At 44.7% G+C, this 20899-nt stretch carries 21 protein-coding genes; 15 read left to right on the forward strand and 6 right to left on the reverse strand.

Annotation, left to right across the window (positions count from 1 at the left end):
- Positions 1-100 precede the first annotated feature (100 nt).
- Positions 101-253: a hypothetical protein gene (locus tag MHH25_RS04115; protein WP_340019231.1), complete on the reverse strand. Its 153-nt coding sequence runs from the start codon at positions 251-253 to the stop codon at positions 101-103.
- 122 nt (positions 254-375) lie between these two features.
- Between MHH25_RS04115 and MHH25_RS04120 the strand changes: the two genes are divergently transcribed.
- From MHH25_RS04120 to MHH25_RS04175, 12 genes are read left to right on the forward strand one after another with little or no spacing between them, the layout of a single operon-like run.
- Positions 376-1296: an NAD-dependent epimerase/dehydratase family protein gene (locus MHH25_RS04120; RefSeq protein ID WP_340020442.1), complete on the forward strand. Its 921-nt coding sequence runs from the start codon at positions 376-378 to the stop codon at positions 1294-1296.
- Positions 1297-1317: 21 nt separating this feature from the next.
- Complete coding sequence (locus MHH25_RS04125; protein WP_340019232.1) at positions 1318-1569, forward strand: acyl carrier protein; 252 nt, start codon at positions 1318-1320, stop codon at positions 1567-1569.
- Entirely contained in the window at positions 1566-2924 is a 1359-nt protein-coding gene (locus MHH25_RS04130; protein WP_340019233.1) for a hypothetical protein, read from the forward strand. Before MHH25_RS04125 ends, MHH25_RS04130 begins: the two co-directional genes overlap by 4 nt.
- A 44-nt stretch (positions 2925-2968) precedes the next feature.
- Complete coding sequence (locus MHH25_RS04135; protein ID WP_340019234.1) at positions 2969-4084, forward strand: UDP-glucuronosyltransferase; 1116 nt, start codon at positions 2969-2971, stop codon at positions 4082-4084.
- Between the two features lie 27 nt (positions 4085-4111).
- Positions 4112-5206, forward strand: a complete 1095-nt coding sequence (locus MHH25_RS04140) for a radical SAM protein (protein WP_047840523.1) — start codon at positions 4112-4114, stop codon at positions 5204-5206.
- A gap of 42 nt (positions 5207-5248) precedes the next feature.
- Positions 5249-6427: a radical SAM protein gene (locus tag MHH25_RS04145; protein ID WP_340019235.1), complete on the forward strand. Its 1179-nt coding sequence runs from the start codon at positions 5249-5251 to the stop codon at positions 6425-6427.
- Positions 6428-6459: 32 nt separating this feature from the next.
- Positions 6460-7464: an ATP-binding cassette domain-containing protein gene (locus MHH25_RS04150; protein WP_017690647.1), complete on the forward strand. Its 1005-nt coding sequence runs from the start codon at positions 6460-6462 to the stop codon at positions 7462-7464.
- Positions 7442-8251, forward strand: a complete 810-nt coding sequence (locus MHH25_RS04155) for an ABC-2 family transporter protein (protein ID WP_340019236.1) — start codon at positions 7442-7444, stop codon at positions 8249-8251. The genes MHH25_RS04150 and MHH25_RS04155 overlap by 23 nt, the downstream gene beginning before the upstream one ends.
- Positions 8252-8255: 4 nt before the next feature.
- On the forward strand, positions 8256-9068 hold the full coding sequence (locus MHH25_RS04160; RefSeq protein ID WP_017690645.1) for an ABC-2 family transporter protein: 813 nt from the start codon (positions 8256-8258) through the stop codon (positions 9066-9068).
- Positions 9069-9108: 40 nt separating this feature from the next.
- On the forward strand, positions 9109-9957 hold the full coding sequence (locus MHH25_RS04165) for an FkbM family methyltransferase (RefSeq protein WP_340019237.1): 849 nt from the start codon (positions 9109-9111) through the stop codon (positions 9955-9957).
- 5 nt (positions 9958-9962) lie between these two features.
- A complete protein-coding gene (locus MHH25_RS04170) occupies positions 9963-10916 on the forward strand; it encodes a class I SAM-dependent methyltransferase (RefSeq protein ID WP_051446948.1) in 954 nt (317 codons plus the stop codon).
- 46 nt (positions 10917-10962) lie between these two features.
- Entirely contained in the window at positions 10963-11997 is a 1035-nt protein-coding gene (locus MHH25_RS04175; RefSeq protein WP_340019238.1) for a hypothetical protein, read from the forward strand.
- Positions 11998-12313: 316 nt separating this feature from the next.
- Here MHH25_RS04175 and MHH25_RS04180 read toward each other — a convergent pair whose 3' ends face one another.
- Entirely contained in the window at positions 12314-13255 is a 942-nt protein-coding gene (locus MHH25_RS04180; protein ID WP_036668355.1) for a 2-dehydropantoate 2-reductase N-terminal domain-containing protein, read from the reverse strand.
- A gap of 149 nt (positions 13256-13404) precedes the next feature.
- Between MHH25_RS04180 and MHH25_RS04185 the strand changes: the two genes are divergently transcribed.
- Entirely contained in the window at positions 13405-13986 is a 582-nt protein-coding gene (locus MHH25_RS04185) for a TetR/AcrR family transcriptional regulator (RefSeq protein WP_017690637.1), read from the forward strand.
- Positions 13987-14122: 136 nt separating this feature from the next.
- On the opposite strand, the gene MHH25_RS04190 is transcribed toward MHH25_RS04185, so the two are convergent.
- The 3 genes from MHH25_RS04190 to MHH25_RS04200 all read right to left on the reverse strand — a co-directional run bounded on the left by MHH25_RS04190 (position 14123) and on the right by MHH25_RS04200 (position 17543).
- On the reverse strand, positions 14123-15778 hold the full coding sequence (locus MHH25_RS04190; protein WP_340019239.1) for a leucine-rich repeat domain-containing protein: 1656 nt from the start codon (positions 15776-15778) through the stop codon (positions 14123-14125).
- Between the two features lie 395 nt (positions 15779-16173).
- Positions 16174-17052 carry a GNAT family N-acetyltransferase gene (locus MHH25_RS04195; RefSeq protein ID WP_340019240.1) on the reverse strand — a complete coding sequence of 293 codons (879 nt, stop codon included), beginning with the start codon at positions 17050-17052 and terminating at the stop codon, positions 16174-16176.
- Positions 17053-17336: 284 nt separating this feature from the next.
- The gene (locus MHH25_RS04200; RefSeq protein ID WP_340019241.1) at positions 17337-17543 is read right to left on the reverse strand and encodes a DUF2536 family protein; all 207 of its coding nucleotides are present in this window, start codon (positions 17541-17543) and stop codon (positions 17337-17339) included.
- Between the two features lie 385 nt (positions 17544-17928).
- Here MHH25_RS04200 and MHH25_RS04205 point away from each other — a divergent pair, with 385 nt between their 5' ends.
- On the forward strand, positions 17929-18903 hold the full coding sequence (locus tag MHH25_RS04205) for a tRNA-dihydrouridine synthase (RefSeq protein ID WP_340019242.1): 975 nt from the start codon (positions 17929-17931) through the stop codon (positions 18901-18903).
- 95 nt (positions 18904-18998) lie between these two features.
- On the opposite strand, the gene MHH25_RS04210 is transcribed toward MHH25_RS04205, so the two are convergent.
- Entirely contained in the window at positions 18999-20054 is a 1056-nt protein-coding gene (locus tag MHH25_RS04210; RefSeq protein WP_340019243.1) for an ankyrin repeat domain-containing protein, read from the reverse strand.
- Between the two features lie 252 nt (positions 20055-20306).
- Between MHH25_RS04210 and MHH25_RS04215 the strand changes: the two genes are divergently transcribed.
- Positions 20307-20876 carry a hypothetical protein gene (locus MHH25_RS04215; protein WP_340019244.1) on the forward strand — a complete coding sequence of 190 codons (570 nt, stop codon included), beginning with the start codon at positions 20307-20309 and terminating at the stop codon, positions 20874-20876.
- Positions 20877-20899 lie beyond the last annotated feature (23 nt).

Below are 20899 nucleotides of genomic sequence, written 5' to 3' on the forward strand. Positions count from 1 at the left end.
ATGATGTCAGTTGTGGATATCTCTTCTTGCACCCGAATAGAAGCTTTAGCGCGAAGCCCGTGGTGATCCGGGCATATTTATGGAAGGAGTGATGCCGGGATTATAATCGTTGGGAGACAGCGTGTTGAGTAAGCCAAACCGTTGCTCTTGTCTTAAAGATTCCGTTTGCTGACAGCCTATTGCCTTCTTGTCTTTCAACGATCCGCATTGCTTCAAGCGCTTTTTCCGGCACAACCACAACGGATCCACTCACCTCAAGAATCTCTCCTAGTATTTAACCCAACATCTTGTGACTCATGCATAGAACCAAACCTGTTTCGATTGAATTAATAGTGGTTTCACAGTCCTTAAGCAAGGGGGAGGATCATAATATTCATTGTATTAACAGGAGTCGCAGGCTTCATCGGTTCCAACCTCGCCGAGAGGCTGCTGCGGGAAGGCCATACCGTTATCGGCGTCGATAATTTTCTGACCGGGTCTACTGTCAACATAGACAATCTCTTACGGTCGCCAAATTTCAAATTTATCGAGCATGACGTCATTTATCCGCTCGCAATTGAAGGCCCTGTCGATTGGGTGATGCATTTTGCCAGTCCTGCCAGTCCGCCCAAATATCTGTCCTATCCGATCGAAACGATGAGGGTCAACAGCGAAGGGACGATGCATCTGCTGTATCTGGCCAAAGAAAAGCAGGCTGCTTTCTTCTTGGCTTCAACAAGCGAGATCTACGGTAACCCAACTGTTCACCCTCAGCCGGAGAGCTACTATGGCAACGTGAATTCGGTTGGAGCAAGAAGCTGCTACAACGAAGCGAAGCGGTATGCAGAGGCGATCACCTACTGGATGAACAGGAAATACGGTATACCGGTAAGGGTCATTCGGATCTTCAATACATTCGGTCCGAAGATGGATTTACATGACGGACGCGTCATTACCAATTTCATTAATGAAATCATGTCCAAGCAAAACCTTACGATTTATGGCGACGGCAGACAGACGAGAAGCTTTCAGTATATCGACGATTTGCTGGAAGGGATTGTGAGACTGCTGAGCACCACGTATGAACAGCCAGTCAATTTGGGGAATCCGGAGGAAGTTACCATACTTGAAGTCGCCCAAATATTGAAGGAGCTAATGAAGTCCAACGCGCAGTTAGAGTTTCTCCCGTTGCCGGAAGACGATCCAAGGAGAAGGAAGCCGGATATTACCATTTCAAGGACGATTATGGACTGGGAACCGGCGATCAGTTTGCATGATGCACTCGCTAGAACGATCCATTATTACCAGGGTCAATAATCCATTAAACGGGAGGTACCTATGCAAGAACAGATCATAGCGATGATATGCGAAATCAAGGAAGACGCCCAACTGGCAAACAGTTTGAACGAGCATTCGAACATCATGGAAGACGGGGGATTGGACTCTTTACAGCTAATTACTTTTGTACTACAGGTGGAAGAGCGTTTCGGTATTGAAATCGATTTTGAACAATTCGACTTCGATCTTATGGAGTCGGTAACGACCTTCTGCAATTATATCTCGGAGCTGCAGAAAACAGCGCCTGTATGAACGATAGACGCAAGTTCGAGCTCATTATCGGGACATTTGACGCGGAACGCTTCTGGCGCGACCCTAATCTAGCCAAACTGCCGTCGTTTCACGATCCTGAAATGGAGAATATCGTGATGGCCATGGATGAGCTGCTCTTCCCATTTTGCGAGGCGCAGGATAAGCTCATTACTCGCTATCGAATGAACGTTTGCCATAAAGAGTATTTGCATGAGATCGGATTTGAATTTATTTCCAATTCAACCAATCTCGAGAGTCCTGATGTAGGAAGCGTAGGCAGAACCGCCAATATATTCGACCTGCTCACATCAGCCGATCGAATGGGTGACATGGATCTCTACTTGCTGGACGGCGCCCGGTTGTCGCCCTTTGCCGTCATTCCGGGGGCGGATCGTACTGCAGCGCGTTACGGGCTGAAACAGGATTTTCCAGCTATCGAAACGGTTCAGACTGTCAATTCGAAGCTGTATTCAACCGAATTGAACCGTCGCCTTGATCTTCGGTGTGACAGCCAGACGGTCTATTCTCCCGAAGAGCTGCTGGCAAGCGGCTTGACTTTGCTGAATCAAGGATCCTTCCTGATCAAAGATGAGTTTGGGGTATCCGGGAAAGGGAATTTGCTGATCGAGTCGGAAGCGATTTTGCAGCGAGTCACATCCTATGTCGCCGATCAGTGCGGCAAGGGAAAAACGGTTCGGTTTATTATTGAGCCATTCCTCCGCAAGGAATTGGATTTTTCTTGCCAATTCCACATCGATTCGGACGGTACTTACCGACATATCTCAGTGCAGCAGTTGGTTAATCACAATTTTGCTTACCAAGGCTCCTATACAGCAGACGATAGGTTGCTTCATATGCTGCAGGAAGCGAAGTATTTTGATGTAATGAAACGGGCGGCTCGCGAGCTTTTTCGGTCGGGTTATCACGGCGACGTATGCGTCGATTCTATGCTGTTGACAGACGGCCGCATCGTTCCGATTGTTGAGGTGAATGCAAGAAGATCGATGAGTCTGATCAAGCATTACGTTGACCGCTACCTGAAGAAGCACGACACGGCCGGGAGCATGACGCATGCGACTTTACAGTTTGCATGCGATGTATCATTCGATCAATTGCTTGAATCGCTGGACCGCGAGGGTGTTCTATATAAGCCTGATCGAGGATTCGGTATTTTACCGTTAAGCGCGAATACGCTCCTTATTAACAAAGTCGTCAGCGAGTGCAAGGGGATCCGGAATAAGCAGGTGAAAGGCAGATTATATTATTCGTTGATCCAGGGGGAATGGGATAACGAACGATTGACCGCTAAGGTTAAGGAGGTGCTGTCGTCGTTATCCTTCAAGATCGCCCGCTGATGCAGTCCGAAGCGCTTGAAGCCATGAATGGAGGAAGAAATTTTATGGGTAAGCGTAAAGTGACGATTCTATGCTCGGGTTTCGGTCTGGGTTTCTATATTCCCGGTCTGTTAGCTGCAAGTGATTTCGAGAAAAGGGATATCGCGACGGAAGTGCTCGTGTTCGAAAGCTATTTGGAGCAAGACAAGATGGATCATATTGTAGACAGCAGAAAGGCTTACCACAATAATTTCGCACTTGCCAATTTATCGGCCCGAATGCCGATGGATATACGCAACAGCATTGATTATGCCCAGGTCGAGCTATTGCTGGAGGCGTGGAAAGCGGAAGACCGGTACGAATTCATATCGTTATCCGGACACTGGATCTATATTCTGGATTTGTATAGGGAGAAGATGCTGCCGAATCAAATTCATGTAGACCTGCTCTACGTCGATTCAGATCTGGCCCCGTCTTGGAAGAGCTTGAAGAAGTTTCATTCTCGCTATGACGAGTATTACTACAATGCTTGTCTCTATGACACTGACAAGATGGAGATTCGATGCGAAGTCCCAGTTCTTCATCGTACGCCACTGCCCTTCCACTCAAGGAAGCGGCGGCTTGTTGTTCATGGCGGCGGCTGGGGGATGGGCACTTATCAAAGTACAATTCCAGAGCTTGCCGGCCATAACTATGGGCTTGATATCGTAGCTTACGATTGGAAGGAAGCGAAGCCCGATCCCGATCACCGATATTGGATGAATGATCCGGAATGGTGTGCATGGGTGAAGAGTGCGAACGGCCTGCACGAGTTTCCGCCATACATCGAAATAACGGGAGAAGACACGAAGTCATACGCGGCTGAGGTTGATCATCATTGGTTATTCGATATCGCTTCGGAGGCGATGGCTATCGTGGCCAAGCCGGGAGCGGGCACATTAATCGACTCGCTTGCATCCGAAACACCTCTTATTCTGCTGGAGCCGTTCGGAAGTCACGAGCTTAGCAATTTGGAATTGTGGGAATCACTGGGGTTCGGAATACGCTACGAGAAGTGGCGGGAGATGGATTTTTCCGTAGAGGTCCTTAGGGAGATGCATCAAGCGATCATGAACAGACCCGGAGAACGGACGAATTATGTGGATCATTATTGTGCGAGAGTCGCGTTAACGAAGGGGTAAGATTTCAATGGCAGAAGGGGTTATGCGATGAGCGTAAACAAATTGAGTGTCGTCCAAGATAAGACAAAGACAAGCTATCCGAGATGGATCGTCATGCAGCTGTTGGAGGAGTGTAATTTACGATGCAAGATGTGCTATGAGTGGGGACTCGAAGGTCCCTATAAAAGCAAAAAAACGTTAGCGCATCTGGATCCGGATCTCATTAAAAAGATCATCGTCGAGTGCAGCCCGGGCAAGCCGTATTACGATTTCTTCGGCGGCGAGCCGCTGATGTACCCTTGGCTGAGCGACATTCTCGCCATGATCAATCATTATGGAAGCATAGCGGACTTCCCCACGAACGGCACATTGCTTGAGCAGCATGCCGAGATGCTAGTCGAGACTGCTCCAAATAAGATCTGGATGTCGCTCGACGGCCCTGAGGAAATCAACGATAGGCAGAGAGGCAAAGGCGTATTCAAGAAAGTAATCAAGGGGATCGAGAAGCTTTATGAGCTTCGGGAAAGCAAGGGCAAGCAATTTCCGAAAATGGGTGTATCCTTTATCATTACGCCCTTGAACTATATGTACGTTGAGGAATTTTTCTTTAAGCATATCGACTTGTCGATGTTGGACCATATCAGCATGGAAGTGCAGCTCTATGCAACGGAAGAGCAGTATGCCCAATATGTGGAGGTTCTTAGTGACAAATTCGACGTGCATGAAGCTCCTTATGCCAAGGGGATGGTCTGGCGGGACACCAGTTCGTTCAGCCAGATCGATATTCCGGAATTGACGAGACAGCTCAATAATGTTAAAGCGTATTGCTTGAAAAACCGCATCCATGTGATCACCTATCCGAAGACGATAGATGAACAAAATTTGAGTAACTATTTCTCGGGGCAATTCCATCAGATGGCTGATAAACGAAATCGGTGCTCCCTTCCATGGGTTTATGCGGAGATTACGGCAAGGGGCGACGTTTCGCCCTGCCATGCCTTCTATGATTTGACCTTCGGCAACGTGAACGAAGAGAGTTTGCTGGATATCTGGAGTAGTGACAAGTACAAAGATTATCGCGCGTATATGAAAAAAAATATGCTTCCGATTTGTACGGCTTGTTCAAGGTATTATATCTATTGATTCATGTGAATGACCTAATAAGTTTAAGAAGGGTGTGTTGATATGAATCCAAAATCAGAGATTAAACATTCCCCAAAGGATTTGCAAATATTGAAACGTACTATCAAGAATACGGTGGAAACAAAGCGGAACATGGAGAAAATAGCGGGTTACGCGACACCGTTGCCAGAGTCGGTCGGGATTAAACTGACGAACCAATGCAACTTGCGCTGTAAGCATTGCTATCAATGGAACGACACCGGCTACCATCACTTTATGACACCGGAGCAGCAGCGGGAACAGCTCGACTACGGGCTGCTGGAGAAGCTGATCCTTGAGACGGAACCAGCCAAGTCGAGACTCTATATCTGGGGCGGCGAGCCGCTCGTATACAGCCATTTCGACCGTTTGGCCGATTTGCTTGAAGCCCATCCTCGCGAGACGACGATCTGCACGAACGCGATGCTGATCGAGCGAAAGCTGGACGCCTTGCTGAGAATCTCCGACAATCTGGAGCTGCTCATTGCTCTTGATGGATTCGAAGAAGAGAATGATGCGCTTCGCGGCAAAGGGGTATTCAACAAGGCGATAGATGCTATTCGGATGCTAATCGAGCTGCGCAAGGAAAACCGATTCAGGGGCAAAATTACGATCCATACCGTCGTTAACGATGCTATGACCGACAAGCTTTACGATCTGCTGGACTTTCTGGAGGACGTCGGTGTAGATATGGTCATGGTCTGCTTCCCGTGGTACATCTCGGACGAATGCACGCAGGGAATGGACGATTACTTTGACCAAAAGTTTGACTTCCTTCCGGCGAGCGAGCACAAGGGCGAACGAAGCTGGCACGCATTTAACTACAAGCTCGATCCGGAGCGTATCCCTGCTTTGATGAGCGAGTTGGACCGGGTGAATAATCGGGTCTGGAAAATGCGTTTACGTTACCAGCCGAATCTGGATTATGACCAGATCGAAGATTTCGTGCTCGGCAAAGAGGTGAGGAGTAAAGGCACGATGAACAAGAAGTGCCTGGCTCTTTCGAACCGGATGGATATTACGCCCGATGGAACGATTGTTGCATGCAAATTTTTTAAGGAGTTCGAGATCGGCAAATTAAATGAAGCGTCCGTACAGGAATTATGGCACGGCATGACCTACAGAAGGATAAGGGAAATGATGGATGAACGACTGACACCGGCATGTTCCAAGTGCAGTGTCTTGCATTTGCACGGTGTTTAACTATTCTACATGAGCATAAATGAGGTGAACCAGTGAGCATTATCCAAGTGGAACGCTTATCCAAAAGCTTCAATTACTACGAAAAAGAATTGGGGTTCAAAAAATCGCTAAAAAATTTAGTGAAGCGGAAATCACTGATCAAAGAAGCGGTTAGCGAGATATCACTTGTAATCGAGCAAGGCGAGATGGTCGGGTTCTTAGGCCCGAACGGTTCCGGCAAAACAACTACGCTTAAGATGCTGTCCGGCATCTTGTATCCGACAAGCGGGCAAGCGACGGTATTAGGCTATGTCCCTTGGGAGCGAAAAAAAGAATTCAAGATGCAGTTCTCGATCGTGATGGGGCAGAAATCGCAGTTGTGGTGGGATTTACCGGCGAACGAATCGTTGTACCTGAACAAATGCATTTATGAGGTCGAGGATAAGCCCTACAACCTTGTCCTGGATGAGCTTACGGAGATACTTGATGTTAAAGATCTGCTCAATATTCAGGTACGTAGGCTTTCGCTGGGGGAACGGATGAAGATGGAGCTAATTGCGTCGCTCATCCACCGGCCTAAGGTGATTTTTCTGGATGAGCCTACAATCGGACTCGATCTGATTTCGCAGAAGCGCATTCGGGAGTTCCTGAAGTATTATAACCAGCAGACGAAAGCAACGGTCATTCTGACAAGCCACTATATGGCTGATATTGAGGATTTGTGCAAACGAACGATCATCATCAATCAAGGGAAGATCGTATACGACGGCGATCTTCGGCGTGTGAACGAGTTGTTTCATGCAAAAAAAATCATCAAGCTGCAATTTACGGACGAAGTGCCAAGGCAAGCGCTAAGCGACTATGGCGCTATCATGCAACATGACGGCATGAATGCCGTCATGGAGATCGATAAGCATGACCTTCAGCGGCTTTCCAAGATGATGCTGGACCGGTTCCCGATCCTCGATTTCACAGTTGAAGATATACCTGTCGAGCGAGGCATCGAAAGCTTGTATCAGAAAGATGGGGTCAGACATGAAAGCCTTACAGAAGTATAAAAGGACGTACATCCTTGCGCTTCAGAATGCGATGGAGTATCGGACCGATTTCTTTATGAGTATCATCAGCGGCGGCTTCATCATTCTCGTCCAATGCTTCCTCTGGACGGCCGTGTTTCGCAGTTCGCCGCAAGAGATTATTAATGGCTATACTTATTCACAGATCATCATTTATTCCGTGTTGTCCGGCGTCGTCTCCAAGCTGGTTTCTGCCGGCTTCGAAGGGGAAATCGCAAATGATATCAAGACGGGTGGACTGAGCAAATTTATCGCTCAGCCCATTCATTATTTCAGCTATCGGATATGCAATTTTTTCGGTGGGAAAACGGTTCAGATCGGGGTCGTCCTTGTCTTATTCGTCATACTGATGATCGTTTTTACTCAGATTTGGGGGTTTCAGCTTAGACTGGTGCAGATCGTTATGTTCCTGGTCAGCATTCTGTTCGGACTGCTCATCAACTTCCTGCTTTTTTATTCGATTAGTGCTCTCGCGTTCATCATTACCGAGGTTTGGGGCGTTTATATCGCGTTCAATCAAGGCGTCTATCTGCTCAGTGGTGCCATCTTTCCGCTTAATATTTTCGGAGATACGTTTGCCAGAATCTCCAGCTATTTACCGTTTCAATATGTCGTATTCTTCCCGGTTAACATCATCAATGGGAGCATGGCGATTCATGAAATCGTGCGCGGACTCCTCTTACAAGCGGTCTGGGTAATTGTGCTTATGATGATTTCGAAGTTGTCGTGGGATTCCGGGATGAGGAAATATGTAGCCGTTGGAGGTTAGATCTGTGAGTATCAGCTTGACGGAGTTTCGGAAGCATGTACGTATGTTCTTTATTTTCGCAAAGAACAGCTTGGTCGGTTACATGGAATACAAAGCGAATTTCTACTCCGGTTTGATCATGGAGACCGTATTTCTGTTTTCCAAGCTGATCTATATCTTGTTCGTTTTCCAGCTCGGGATCGAAATCAATGGCATTTCTCCTGACCAGATGTTGATCTTCACGGGGACCTATACGATTATGATCGCAATCTATACAGGACTGTTTATGGATAACTTTTATAGATTCGCCGGCCATATCCGCAACGGGACGCTTGACTTGTATATGACGAAGCCGCTTTCGCTGCAGTTCATGATTTCATTCCGGCACGTTAACTTCGCGTTTCCGATCCCGAACCTGATCGCCGGGATCACGATGATCGTACTGGCTTGGCGGCGTCTTGACATCGAGCCAAGCTTGATCCACGTGGCCGGATATATCGGCGTGATCTTGAGTAGCACGATCGTGACCTATTCGGTGCTTCTACTTCCGCAAATCCTTGCCTTCTGGACGGTGAAGTCCGGTTCGATCTTCGAAATACTCGACAAATGTTGGGATTTGAACAATATGCCGATGTACATATACCCCAAATGGCTGCGGAGAATTGGGCTGTATGTCGTGCCGATCTTGTTCATCACCAACATGCCGTCGGTTTATTTGATTGATCGATTGGACTTGTTCCTTGGGATATGGATTTTTGTAGCTCCCGTTATATCGCTTCTAGTGGTCAGGCTGTTCTGGAAGCTGGCCGTCAAACGCTATGAAAGCGCCAGCAGTTAGAGAAATGCCCTATAAACAAATTATTGAGAAGGTGAATTGAATGAGCAAGACGGAGCATGAGCGTCATCCATTGCAGACAGAGGCCATTACAAAAAAACGGCTGCACAACGGGATTGAAATCTATCAAAACAACGATGGCGAGACCGAGTTTCTCTACAACGAGATTTTCCAAAAGGAGATGTATTTCAAGCACGGGATTACGCTTCCGGATCATGGCACGGTCCTGGACGTCGGGGCTAATATCGGCATGTTCAGCCTATATGTCAGCAGCAAGAGTGACTGCAGAGTATATGCCTTTGAGCCACTGCCTCCGACGTTTAAACTCTTGAAGATGAATACGAGCTCGCTTCCTCGCGTAACGACGGTTAACGTCGGGCTTTCCAATGAGATCAAGGAAGCGGAGTTTGCCTATTTTCCTACGATGTCCACGGACTCTGTCCAGATCAAATACAGGGAGAACCACGATCAGGATCTCCGATACGGGTTAATCAACCATTACGAAGATAATTTCGCTGACCGGCGAATGCTAAACCGCTTTGTCGATCATCTTATGTCGCCGAAGCTTCTGAATGAACAAATCTATCGTTGCAAGCTAACTACGATCTCCGAAATGATCCGTTTTTATGATCTGAACCAAATTGATCTGCTCAAAATCGACGTGGAAAAAAGTGAGTTTGAGGTGCTGGAAGGAATCGAACCGGAAGATTGGGGCAAAATCAGGCAAATTGTAATGGAGGTACACGGACTGGATGGAGAGCAGATCAGCAGGCTCGAGAACATCTTCCAAACCAACGGCTTCTATGCCGTGATCGATTACTACGAAGATTTGAATATCCCAAATTACTATAATGTGTACGCGTTGAATCAAATGCATACGTCGGCTGGGTGATAGTCATGTTACAACATCTACATGCAAGGTTGGTATGCTCCAGCTGCAAGGGCGTGCTGGTCCAGTCGGAGGCATTGCTGCAATGCTGCAGCTGCGATGCGGTATATACGAACGATGACCGTTATGTATCGATGCTCGACCGGCGTGAGCAGTTTGTCCACCCTTCCGAATGGAATCGGAAAGAGGCTGAAATTCGGGATTATAGCGAGATTTCGCACTCTCTTGCGCTGTCCGGTATAGGCCGATTCGCCACCTTCTTAAATTATGGTTACGTCCCGCACGGGAATGAGCAACATGCGGTGATCGAGCCCGACGATGCATGGAATAGAAACTCGGTCAAGCTGCTGCTTGAGACAGTGGGCAGGACGGCGATTCGGGAGCGGCAGGTGATCGACATCGGATGCGGCAGGGGAGGGAACATAGCAGCTCTGTCTAAATATTTCAAGCCGCTGTCTATTGTCGGTCTCGACATCTGCCCGGCGAATATTGCCTATTGCAATGCCAAATCCCGAGGGGGTGAATCTTTGTATCTCGTCGGCGATGCGGAGAATATACCGTTTGCAGACGAGAGCTTCGATGTGGTGTTAAATATAGAATCCGCACATGCCTATCCGAACCGATCACGATTCTATGAAGAGGTGTACCGGATAATGAGAGTTGGCGGCGTATTTCTGTATACGGAGCTGATGCTGGGAGATCAGGTAGCGCAGAACATCAGGCTGTTAGAGGAAGCAGGCCTGTCTGTAATCCGCAATCAGGATGTGACTTCGAATGTTCTTCTATCATGTGATGAGAGTGCGAAGCAGCGTACTGGCACACAAGGGATTGCGAGCAACGCCAAAGCGAGCACGAATATTGGAGATATCAATGAATTCATCGCATTGCCCGGCTCGAAGAAATATGAAGAGATGAAGGCTGGAACGCGGCAATACCGTATGATGAACCTTGTTAAGAGGTAATATAGCCGTAATATCAACAATAATTTTAGTATAGGAGAAATATTTTATGGAAGAAATTATTTCCCTGGACACCTTTCAGCCCTTCGACGGCATGACAAAAATGTATCCTCATCATAATTTTCCTTATTTTAATTGCGGCTACAATTTGTTGTTAACGCTTGCCAGATATTTTAAAAAAGATGAGTTGCCGATTTTGAATAATGTTATTAGTATTTATAGATTTAATAAACAAAAAATACAAACAAGAGGATATTTCAAGTTAGAGGTGTTGGATCTTGAGGAGGGAGATCAGATCCTTGAGGAAATGGGGATCTCTATTCGTAAAAAATCCCCTGAACTAGATACGTTACAAGATGAGATCATAAACTCTATTTCAAGTGGTCATCCGATTTCCATATTTATTGATTTATTTTATCAACGCGGGAGAGACTTTTACTATAACAAAAAACATGGACTGCACCCTGTTTTTGTCTATGGCTTCAATCTTACGAACGAGGAAATATATACGGTTGATGATATTACAGAATACAGACAATATTCTCTGCCATTTTCAGAATTTAAATGGTCATGTATGACTTCGGAACACGTAAAGATGCCAGACTACTTTTGGGAATATGCGCTAGTGCCCCCCGGTAATCATGAGATCTTGAACAATAAGAATTTAGCACACACAACCATCAATACATTCGTAGAAAATATGTGCAGGTATCAAAATGAAATAACGGAAAGTTTGAATAATATACTGTTGTTGGCAGAAAATTACGAGCTCATTATAAAAAATGAAACGATTATAGAAACACTGAGCAGTACTATTTATAGAAAATGTTCTGAGAAATACAGGTTAAATACTCTCTATAAGTACAACATTGATCATATCAATGCAAAAAATACGCTTGACCCGTTATTGGACCAAATTATTCATGACTGGAAGACAGTAAGGATCTATTCGAATAAAGCCATCATGTCCCAAAAGTTCACTGGGGAAATCATAGACAAGTGCATTGGTTTAGTTACAAAAATATATACGAATGAAGTACATTTTCATAATCAATTATTTTTAATGTTAAAGGCTTTCAGGTAAAATCACATCTAATATTGCTAGAAATGAGCCGCATCAACAGGCATACTGTGCATGTGTCTTTTCATCTTATGAAAACCGCCGCTTTCTGCATCAACACTTTAAACACAAACGGCAGAGATGCCGTTTTTTTTGATTTTGTTACAGCACACTAGTCATGTGGAGTCAGTGTAGCGATGTTGGTTAGGGTGTAGTGTTTTGAAGCTACATTTACCTGTTTTAATAAATTACTTTGCCCGAAGCTTCTAAAGCTCGGGCTATAGTTGTTATAACCATTAGTAGAGTTGATGTTGGTCTGAACAATATCAAGTTTTCCAGTTTATCCTTTTTCAATAGCTTTGTGTTGTTGCTCAGTGTTTGCAAATGCCGCAGTAAGACGTGGTGAAGGTATACCTAACTTTTTTGCTTCTCTCACAACTTCAAGTACTGCAAAACCGGCTTTACTATTGTTGTATTCAATGAAAAGTCGCGGTAAGCTGCCCTTTGCAAAAATAACCTTGTTAAACAGCGTGCCGAGAAGTGCTGATGGAATTTTGGTCAACAGTAGAGTAATCGCGTCCATCTTTGCGCCTCTTGCTTTAAGTACAGGTGCCATTTCCCGCATATTCTTACCAACATTTGCGAATGAGTCACGATGATTCATAAGTGCTGGAAAACTTCCCCGTTTTAACACCTCGGTCTCCATCGCCGCATTCACGGCAAAGTGATTCCATAGCCAGCTTTGCATATCCTTTATCCAATTGATTTTAAAATGGGCGCTTTCAAATAGTTCTTTGACCTTGTTGTTTATCTGTTCCGTGCCTACACGTGGTTTTTCGAGAAATATTGTTTTTAAGAAGCCGCCCCTAAGCTTATTGTCCTCAATGCCGCCTCCTGCTCCTGGGAAACCAAAGACAACATTGTTCATAGACAAGGGCAAGATCGATGATTTTAAATCCTGCCAAATATTATTGAAAATAAGGATCGGGGTGTTACCCGCGGTAGTCGATAGTAATTGTGCTGCTTCGGGAAGTTGTTTCGTGTTGACACTCGCAATAATAAGATCGTAATTTGGGCTTATCTCCTCATGCAGCTTGACTTTCCAGTTTTCCTTGATTAACCGTTTCGCTCTTCGTGCGTCCCACATTTCAAGCGCTATATGACTTCCGAAGGTTTCTTTTCTCCCTTTTCTAACGTAAAACTCAACGGTGTGGCCTGCCTTTTCGAAAGCCCACGCGTATTGGGTCGATATTACACCTCTACCGAAAAATAAAATTCTCATCTTAGCCTCCTAATAATCAATATTCATCCTTGTTGATGATCCAACAACGTGTTGTATAATATTATTGTATTGATTCACTATACGGTCATCAACCATCAGATTTTTAATATCTGTCGGATAATTGATCGAACAGCAAACGGAGGAAAATAATGAAAAAGCAACCTGAAATTACGGACAAAACAAGGCAGACATTCATAAATGTATTCTGCGATTTATATAGCCAAAAACCCATCGAAAAAATATCTATTCAAGAGATTGCTAACCAATCAGGATATAATCGGAGTACATTTTATCAATACTTTACAGATATCTATGAGTTGTTGGACTGCGTTGAAGAACGTATTTTGAAATCCATTAAGGAGGAAATGGCAGGCAGAGAGTTTTCTACACATACTATTCAAGATGCACTTCAATGCTTAGAAAATGCAGAGGAGATTTCAGTTCTTAAAGCTATATTGGGCGACTATGGTTCTGTTCATTTTGTGGAACGCTTGAAAAGAGAAATTCCCTTTGAGCGATTGATTGTGGATTTTCCAACAGATGATGTCTTGGCACCATATATCATCGAGTTTTACATTTCAACATTAATATCTATGTTTCGTCTTTGGATACGCAACGACAAAGATCTATCGTCGGAGGAATTGATCAAACTGATCGATAGTCTATTTTCAAAGGGGATAACACCGTATCATATCTTTGGCACGGTCAATCCGCAGCGTTCTGGAGTGTAGCGATGTTGGTTAGAAGCTAAACATAAACAGAAGGGGTTCGAGAATTTATACATAATTCTCGAACCCCTTCTTGTCTTTGTTTCAATACCATCCATTAATTATAGTAGTATAAAACTCCCATCATCCCAGGCGGTAATTAATATACCTTCACGTCCGTTCCAAGCACGGATTTGTTTTGCACGGAATTACCGGATAGATATACCTTTTGCAGATTAGGCAGCTGACTTAGGGTCTCGATATTGGAAATGGCATTGTTCTCGAGATGAAGCTCTTCTATGGCCTGCCAGTTACTCATGAATTCGAGAGAAGCCAAGTTGCTGTCTTGCAGAGTGAAGGAACGCAGAGCGGACAATTTGGCAAAGTAAGGCATCATTTGGTCAACTTCAGTAACAGAGGTGTTGTTTATGCTGAAATATGGCTGCTCTAAGGTTAAATGTTCAAGTACGCTGTTCTTCGCGGCCGCCTTTTGTTCAAAGTTCAGCCTGCACTCGGAGCAAACCAAAGATTTCACCTGCTTCAAACGATATAAGGCGTCGCTTTCCTTGAACAGTGACGAGTCGTAAATGTTTAAGGTCTCTAAGCGGGACAAGCCGTCCAGGGCGGCAAGACGGATTATTTCATCGATCTCCCAGAGCGAGAGTTGCTCCAGTTTCGGGAATTTCCCTAGCGCAGCCAAGTTCAATTCCCCACTTCCGCCACGGAGCGTCAGACTGGTTGTAACCGGGGCCTTTAGCCCGGGGAGAAAGGAGCTTGGAATTTCCACTCGCTCTACTTTAGGCAGTGTCAGCGCTTCTGCATTCTCGTAGTAGCCGGACAACGTTAATTCCCGCAAAGAGGGCAGACTGTTTATGGCCTTTACGGAGCCAAGCTCACTTAGAGAAGCCAGGCGTAGTGTGGTAATAGAGTTTTTGCCGGTCAAGCGCTCCAGACTGGAGAAGTTTACATTTTCAATATCTAACGTTTGTAGAGCAGGCATATTTTGCACAAAGTCGATGGACTTTACATTCGTTAAATAGGACAACTGAAGCTCCTGAAGCTGGGTCAAGGCATACAGCGGCTGCAGGTCTGTGGTTTCACTGTAATGTATAGACAAGGATGATAACCCGGTCATGGACGACAACCATCCGAGTTCATCGACAAAGGTGAGCGACAGGGACTTGATTGGCAATTGGTTTAACAAGTGAAAATCTGTTACGGACTCATCCACATAGGTAATGGATAAAGAGTTCAGATTGGGGAATTCCAGCAACATAGCCAATTCCTGATTGCTGCGAAGCTGAGTGGTAAGCTCCGTAATTTTAGACTTGTTGCCAAAGTAGCCCGAAAATGTACTAAAGGATTCGTTAAAAGCGCCACCATAACTTTTTAATCCGGGCATATGGGCCAAAGTGGTTTGGTCCGTCTGGGATATTTCATAGGTATTCGTCAGGTCCAATGCCGTCAGTCCCTTAAAAGCTTCAAAATCTCGCTGATCAATCCGCTGGCTATTCAGTTTCTTGTCCTGAGTAATATAAGTGATCTTCTCGGCCTGTTCATCGCTGAAGGGATCGGAGAGGCTATATGTAAACTTCCACTGATCATTCTCCGAATGCTCTACGGTTAAATAGCGAATACGAGCCAATTCCTCCTCTGTTGGCAAGGCGGCCCCTTTATCGAAGATATCTCGCAAAAATGAGAGCAGAACCTCGCTTTCAGGCATCTTTCGTACAGGCAGATTGGCTTCTGTTTTTGGATAGGTGGAGCTGTTGCTATAATAAAAATATGTACCGATCGCGCCAGTTAGGACTAACATCAGTATCAGCATTACCTTTACGGAGGCAGTCTGCTTCGGTGGTACTTTAGGGGGCGTTCCATGGTAATGATTAATAGTCTGGTCTACGTAATAGACATGATTTTGCTTCAATAAAAGTTCTGTTTCACAATAGGGACACTTTAAAACCTCATCCTTCTTGTATTCAATTTTTCCGTTGCAATTGGGGCAGTTTAGCGGGATAAACGCCACGAATGTCCCCTCCTTCATTAATGATGGTCATAAGATCATGCTGAACGGTCATCTGATTTCATTATACCTTGTGAATTTACGTTTGATGAGAGAAAGAAGTTTCACATAGCAAAGGAGCAGGGAAATCCTGCTCCTTTTTGGTCTTATTCAAAGTGTAGCTGGTGGTAGGCATTTAAAATAAATCATCAAGCAATAGATGTAATCGGATGTTTAACGTGCACAGGGTAGAGATGCTCACCATGGGTTCTTACAAATAAACCTTCATTGGTGATCGAACTTTTTAGATCAAGACCTTGATCATCTGGAGTGAAATGAAAGGTTATTTTCTCCGTATCTTCATCTGCAATCTTATCCAAGATATCTTTCATATTCATTTCGTTTAAGCTAACAACGTCGAAGAGCTCAATATGATTGTCTTCTTTCTGATAAATAACAATGACGTTTTCGTTTTCCAAGTAATAAATGTCATCACTAAAGACATTCAGGCAATAAAACATGAGTATTCCTTGAGCATGATGGGTTGCGAAATGCTGAGAAACAGGCAATCTTTCCGATGCCAATTTTTGAATAAGACGTAAATCCTCCGCGTTAGTTACATTTAGTTTTCGGATGTTCGCAGGCTCAGGTGATTTTTTTGCCGTATAATTCATTGAAAAAAGATGTTCTTCCACAGGTTCAAACCCAAACTTGGGGTAAAAATCGAGCACCGATTCATTGGCAAAAAGGTACATGTAATCGTACTTGTTCTCGTATTCCTCTAAAACTTTGTTCATTAAACGTGTAGAGAGTCCTTTCCCCCGATAATCAGGATGTGTCATCACCGTGCCGATTTGAATCGCTTTTTTCTTCTCACCGTGAATGATGAGCTCAAGGATGTTAACAGAAACGTTGGCAATAACCTGGTCTCCATCGACATATGAATAAGGGATGTAACGCTCGCCCCAGTATCCTTGTTGATACCAATCTTCAAAATTGATCTCAAACGTGTTGACAGCAAGCTCGAAAAAACTCTTGCGCAGTACTTCATTGTTTTTATAATTCTTCATAAATATTAATTCTTGCATGGTATTACCCCCTTAATCCTCAAAAGTGACTGTTTGTAAAGTGGTACGATCCCGTATTTAACTATGTAAAGTATGATTACAGGTGACAAAAATCCTATTTTAACACCGCGTTTTAAACAAACTTGGCGATGTTATTTAAGCAGGAGTTTTAATAAGAGAAAATGGAGTTTGATATGGAAAGAGACGCGAGCGAATTCGCGTCTTCTTTTTTGCATGCTTTATAGGATATGTTTAAATGCAATTGCGTCAGTGAACTGTTTTTCACTATTGAAAATCTTGGTCCATTAATTTACGGCAAAATGCACGATTGCACTATATAACATCTTGTTGCGAAAAGGGTCAAACGTCACTTGATGTTGAACTTGTTTCACGCGTAGCATAAGTGCCTTATTGATCTCGATTCGTTCTTCCATTGCTCGTGCCAGTTCATGAAAGTCATAAGCCTGCAAGCATTCGACTTTGTCTTTGATCATATCCAGTGAAATTTCCATATATCATTCAGGCCTCCTTAAAATCTCGATTTGCAGGTTAAAAGCCTGTCGAGCTTCATTTTAGAGGAGCTTTTCCAGTTCGGCAAGAGCAATCGGGCTGAAAATCTAATAAAGACGTGATAAAATCGGGAAAGGGCAATTTTGAGATCATCGAACTTCCATTAATCTGAAGATCTAATGGAAGTAATAACAGATACTGCTGTTTGAACAAAGTTACATTTGCATGGTATAAGTGAAGAAGCTAGGACACCATAATGTGAATTGCAACGAAACTGCGAATGATCATGTAAATGATAGGCCAGCAGATGCATGAGTTACGAGTTTTACTATTTTAACTATTAATGAGGACAAAGACTGTCCTGGAATGTATAGAGGAGCTTTTGAGATGACAAAGGAAAACTTTTGGCGTGAATTGCCACGACCATTTTTTATACTGGCACCCATGGAAGATGTGACGGATGTTGTGTTTCGGCATGTCGTAGGTGAAGCGGGCAGACCGGATGTGTTTTTTACGGAGTTTGCGAATACAGAGAGTTATTGTCACCCGGAGGGGCACCATAGTGTGCGCGGGCGTTTGACGTTTACAGCGGATGAACAGCCGATTGTGGCTCATATCTGGGGAGATAAACCGGAATTCTTTCGTGAGATGAGTATCGGTATGGCGAAAGAAGGCTTTAAAGGCATCGATATCAATATGGGTTGTCCGGTAGCGAATGTAGCCGAGAATGGAAAAGGAAGCGGCTTGATCTGCCGACCAGCCCTTGCGGCGGAGATTATTCAGGCGGCGAAAGCCGGGGGGCTGCCGGTCAGTGTAAAAACGCGTCTCGGATTTACTGAGGTAGACGAATGGCGTGACTGGTTGACCCATATTTTGCAACAGGACATTGTGAACCTGTCCATTCATCTGCGGACGAGAGAAGAAATGAGTAAAGTAGACGCTCACTGGGAACTGATTCCGGAGATTAAAAAACTTCGTGACGAGATAGCACCTAATACACTGTTGACGATTAATGGGGATATTCCTGACCGTGAAACAGGTCTCAGGCTCGTGGAGCAATATGGTGTGGATGGTATTATGATTGGACGCGGTATTTTCCAGAATCCGTTTGCTTTTGAGAAGGAGCCGAAGGAACACAGCAGTAAGGAATTGCTTGATCTGCTACGGCTGCATCTGGATCTCCATGATCAATACTCCGAGCTTGAACCACGTTCGTTCAGCCCGCTGGCCCGGTTTTTCAAAATCTATGTTCGTGGCTTCCGCGGTGCTAGTGAGCTGAGAAACAGCTTGATGAACGCCAAAACCACTTCTAAAGTACGCGAATTGCTCAATGAGTTTGAAAGTAATGAACAGGTGGAGTAGAGTAAGACGTAATTATGGATACGGAGTATGATTCAGGTAGATTTAATAGAAAAAAAGAAGCGGTAACTTTTCCGCTTCTTTTTTTGCTTTGCTGTTTAACGCGTATACGCAGGCTTCTCTATAGTGACCGGCTGAGGATTGGCAAGCACCCATAACACAGCCAACTCGGATAATCTGGCGGGCGCATCAAAATCGTATCCATTGTGAAGTCTGCTGACCAAGTCTGCTGCCTCTTGGAGAAGTGCGGGGGCGAGTGGCGCACCAGAGCCCAGGTGACGAATCAGTGCATCCAGCATCTTGCGATACTCCGCATCCCAGTTTCCACCGCCATTATCCAATACTTCATGGGATACACGTCCTGTTATGCGGATGACCTCTCCCTGCACCGTTTGAGCGTGGCCTTGGGCCGGAATGAGATATTCCCACAGCTCTTGGTGCTGTTTGGTCCAAGTGGTTGCCTTTACCTGAATGGGGGAAGTCCCATCATGCATGATACGATTCGCTACCGGTTCGACATCAAATAACTGGTACAGTTTGATCAGCGCATCTGAAACTTCATCGACCTTGTCCTTATTGAACTTCTCACGGACGAATTCAAAATCCTTACCGATCCGCTTCACCGAATCTTTCATATCCGGGGTGACCGATGCTCCGGCATCCAGCAGAATTGCGGCAATCTCTGCCAGACTGACTATATCGCTATTCCTGCAATTGACCAACCCCTTAGCTAATGGCGTATTTCCCTGTTTATTTTCTACGTTAATCGTAGCGCCTTGGTTTACCAACTCTTGAACCACTTTGGTTCGATACCCATTGACCGCTGCATGTAACGGAGTTTCATTTTGGTAATCCACAGCGTCCAGATCCGCACCTAATTCAAGGAACAGGGGCACATTTCCTGACCAATGTGAGGCATGGGCATGTAAAGGCGTGCGTTGATATTTGTCGCGTGCATTAATATCTGCCCCTTGCTCTACCAGCCAACGAACCAATTCATCCGATATTTGACGAAAGCTGAGGGTCGTACCTTTGCTGTAGCCCCCGCGGGCATCCCATTCGCATTGCTCGAAAATTTCTTTTACGGTTGCGATATCATTATCTTTAACGAGTTTTTCCATATGAGCAGGTAAGGTTGCTTTCTTCGTAGCCATTACACTCTTCCTCTCCTTTGTGAATAACAACGTATGTTCCAATGGTAGGCTATGACGCTTTAATAGTAAGTAGATAATTTTCTGCAATTTTATCACATAGGGGATTTTAAAACCAATAACTGGGTTTCTTCCATCATCAATTTGGTTTGCTATGTTATAATTTAGATGAATGTTGATACTGGAGACGGATTGAAAAATATTTGAAATGATCGCCGTAATTCATGCGGTAGGCTTTTGATAATAGGAGGATCTATGTCCTGGAGTAAATTGAAGCAACAACTGGAGAGTTTTCTTAGTCCTGCGTTAGTTGGAAGGGTGGAGTACCGTGCCACCAGCTATAGCTATTCACCTGATAAATCAGGCAATTGTTATATTACTGTAGATAAAAAGAATGTACTCAACATGAGTGATACTACAACCCCAATTCGATGGTATCAGTCAGAGCAGGAGATCAAGAGCGACCCGGAAATCATGATTCCTGTGAGCGATGAAGAGATTGAAGCTATCAGAAAAGATTCCAAAGGACCCATTCCCGAGGATCGTCTTCAAGTCATGGCAAGAAGTAGAAAAATCTCCGTACATGCCAAAGAGCTTTTGTTGGCTCAGACCGCACTTAGTAAATCGAATTTTACCGTTGCAGCTACGACATATTTATCCACTTCTATAGAGGATAATCTGGAGAGCAAGGATATCTTGTTTAATATTCTGGCTTTAATGGACAGACGAGTTGGCAAAAAGCGAATTCTAAATATGTCGAAGCAGGTCAAATTAAAGCATCCAGCCGTTCAGTATTTTTATGAACTGCGTCGTCGTACGGTGTGAAAATGAAAGACTTATATTGTTGG

The sequence above is a fragment of the Paenibacillus sp. FSL H3-0457 genome (assembly GCF_037981725.1).
Classification (GTDB): Bacteria; Bacillota; Bacilli; order Paenibacillales; family Paenibacillaceae; genus Paenibacillus; species Paenibacillus amylolyticus.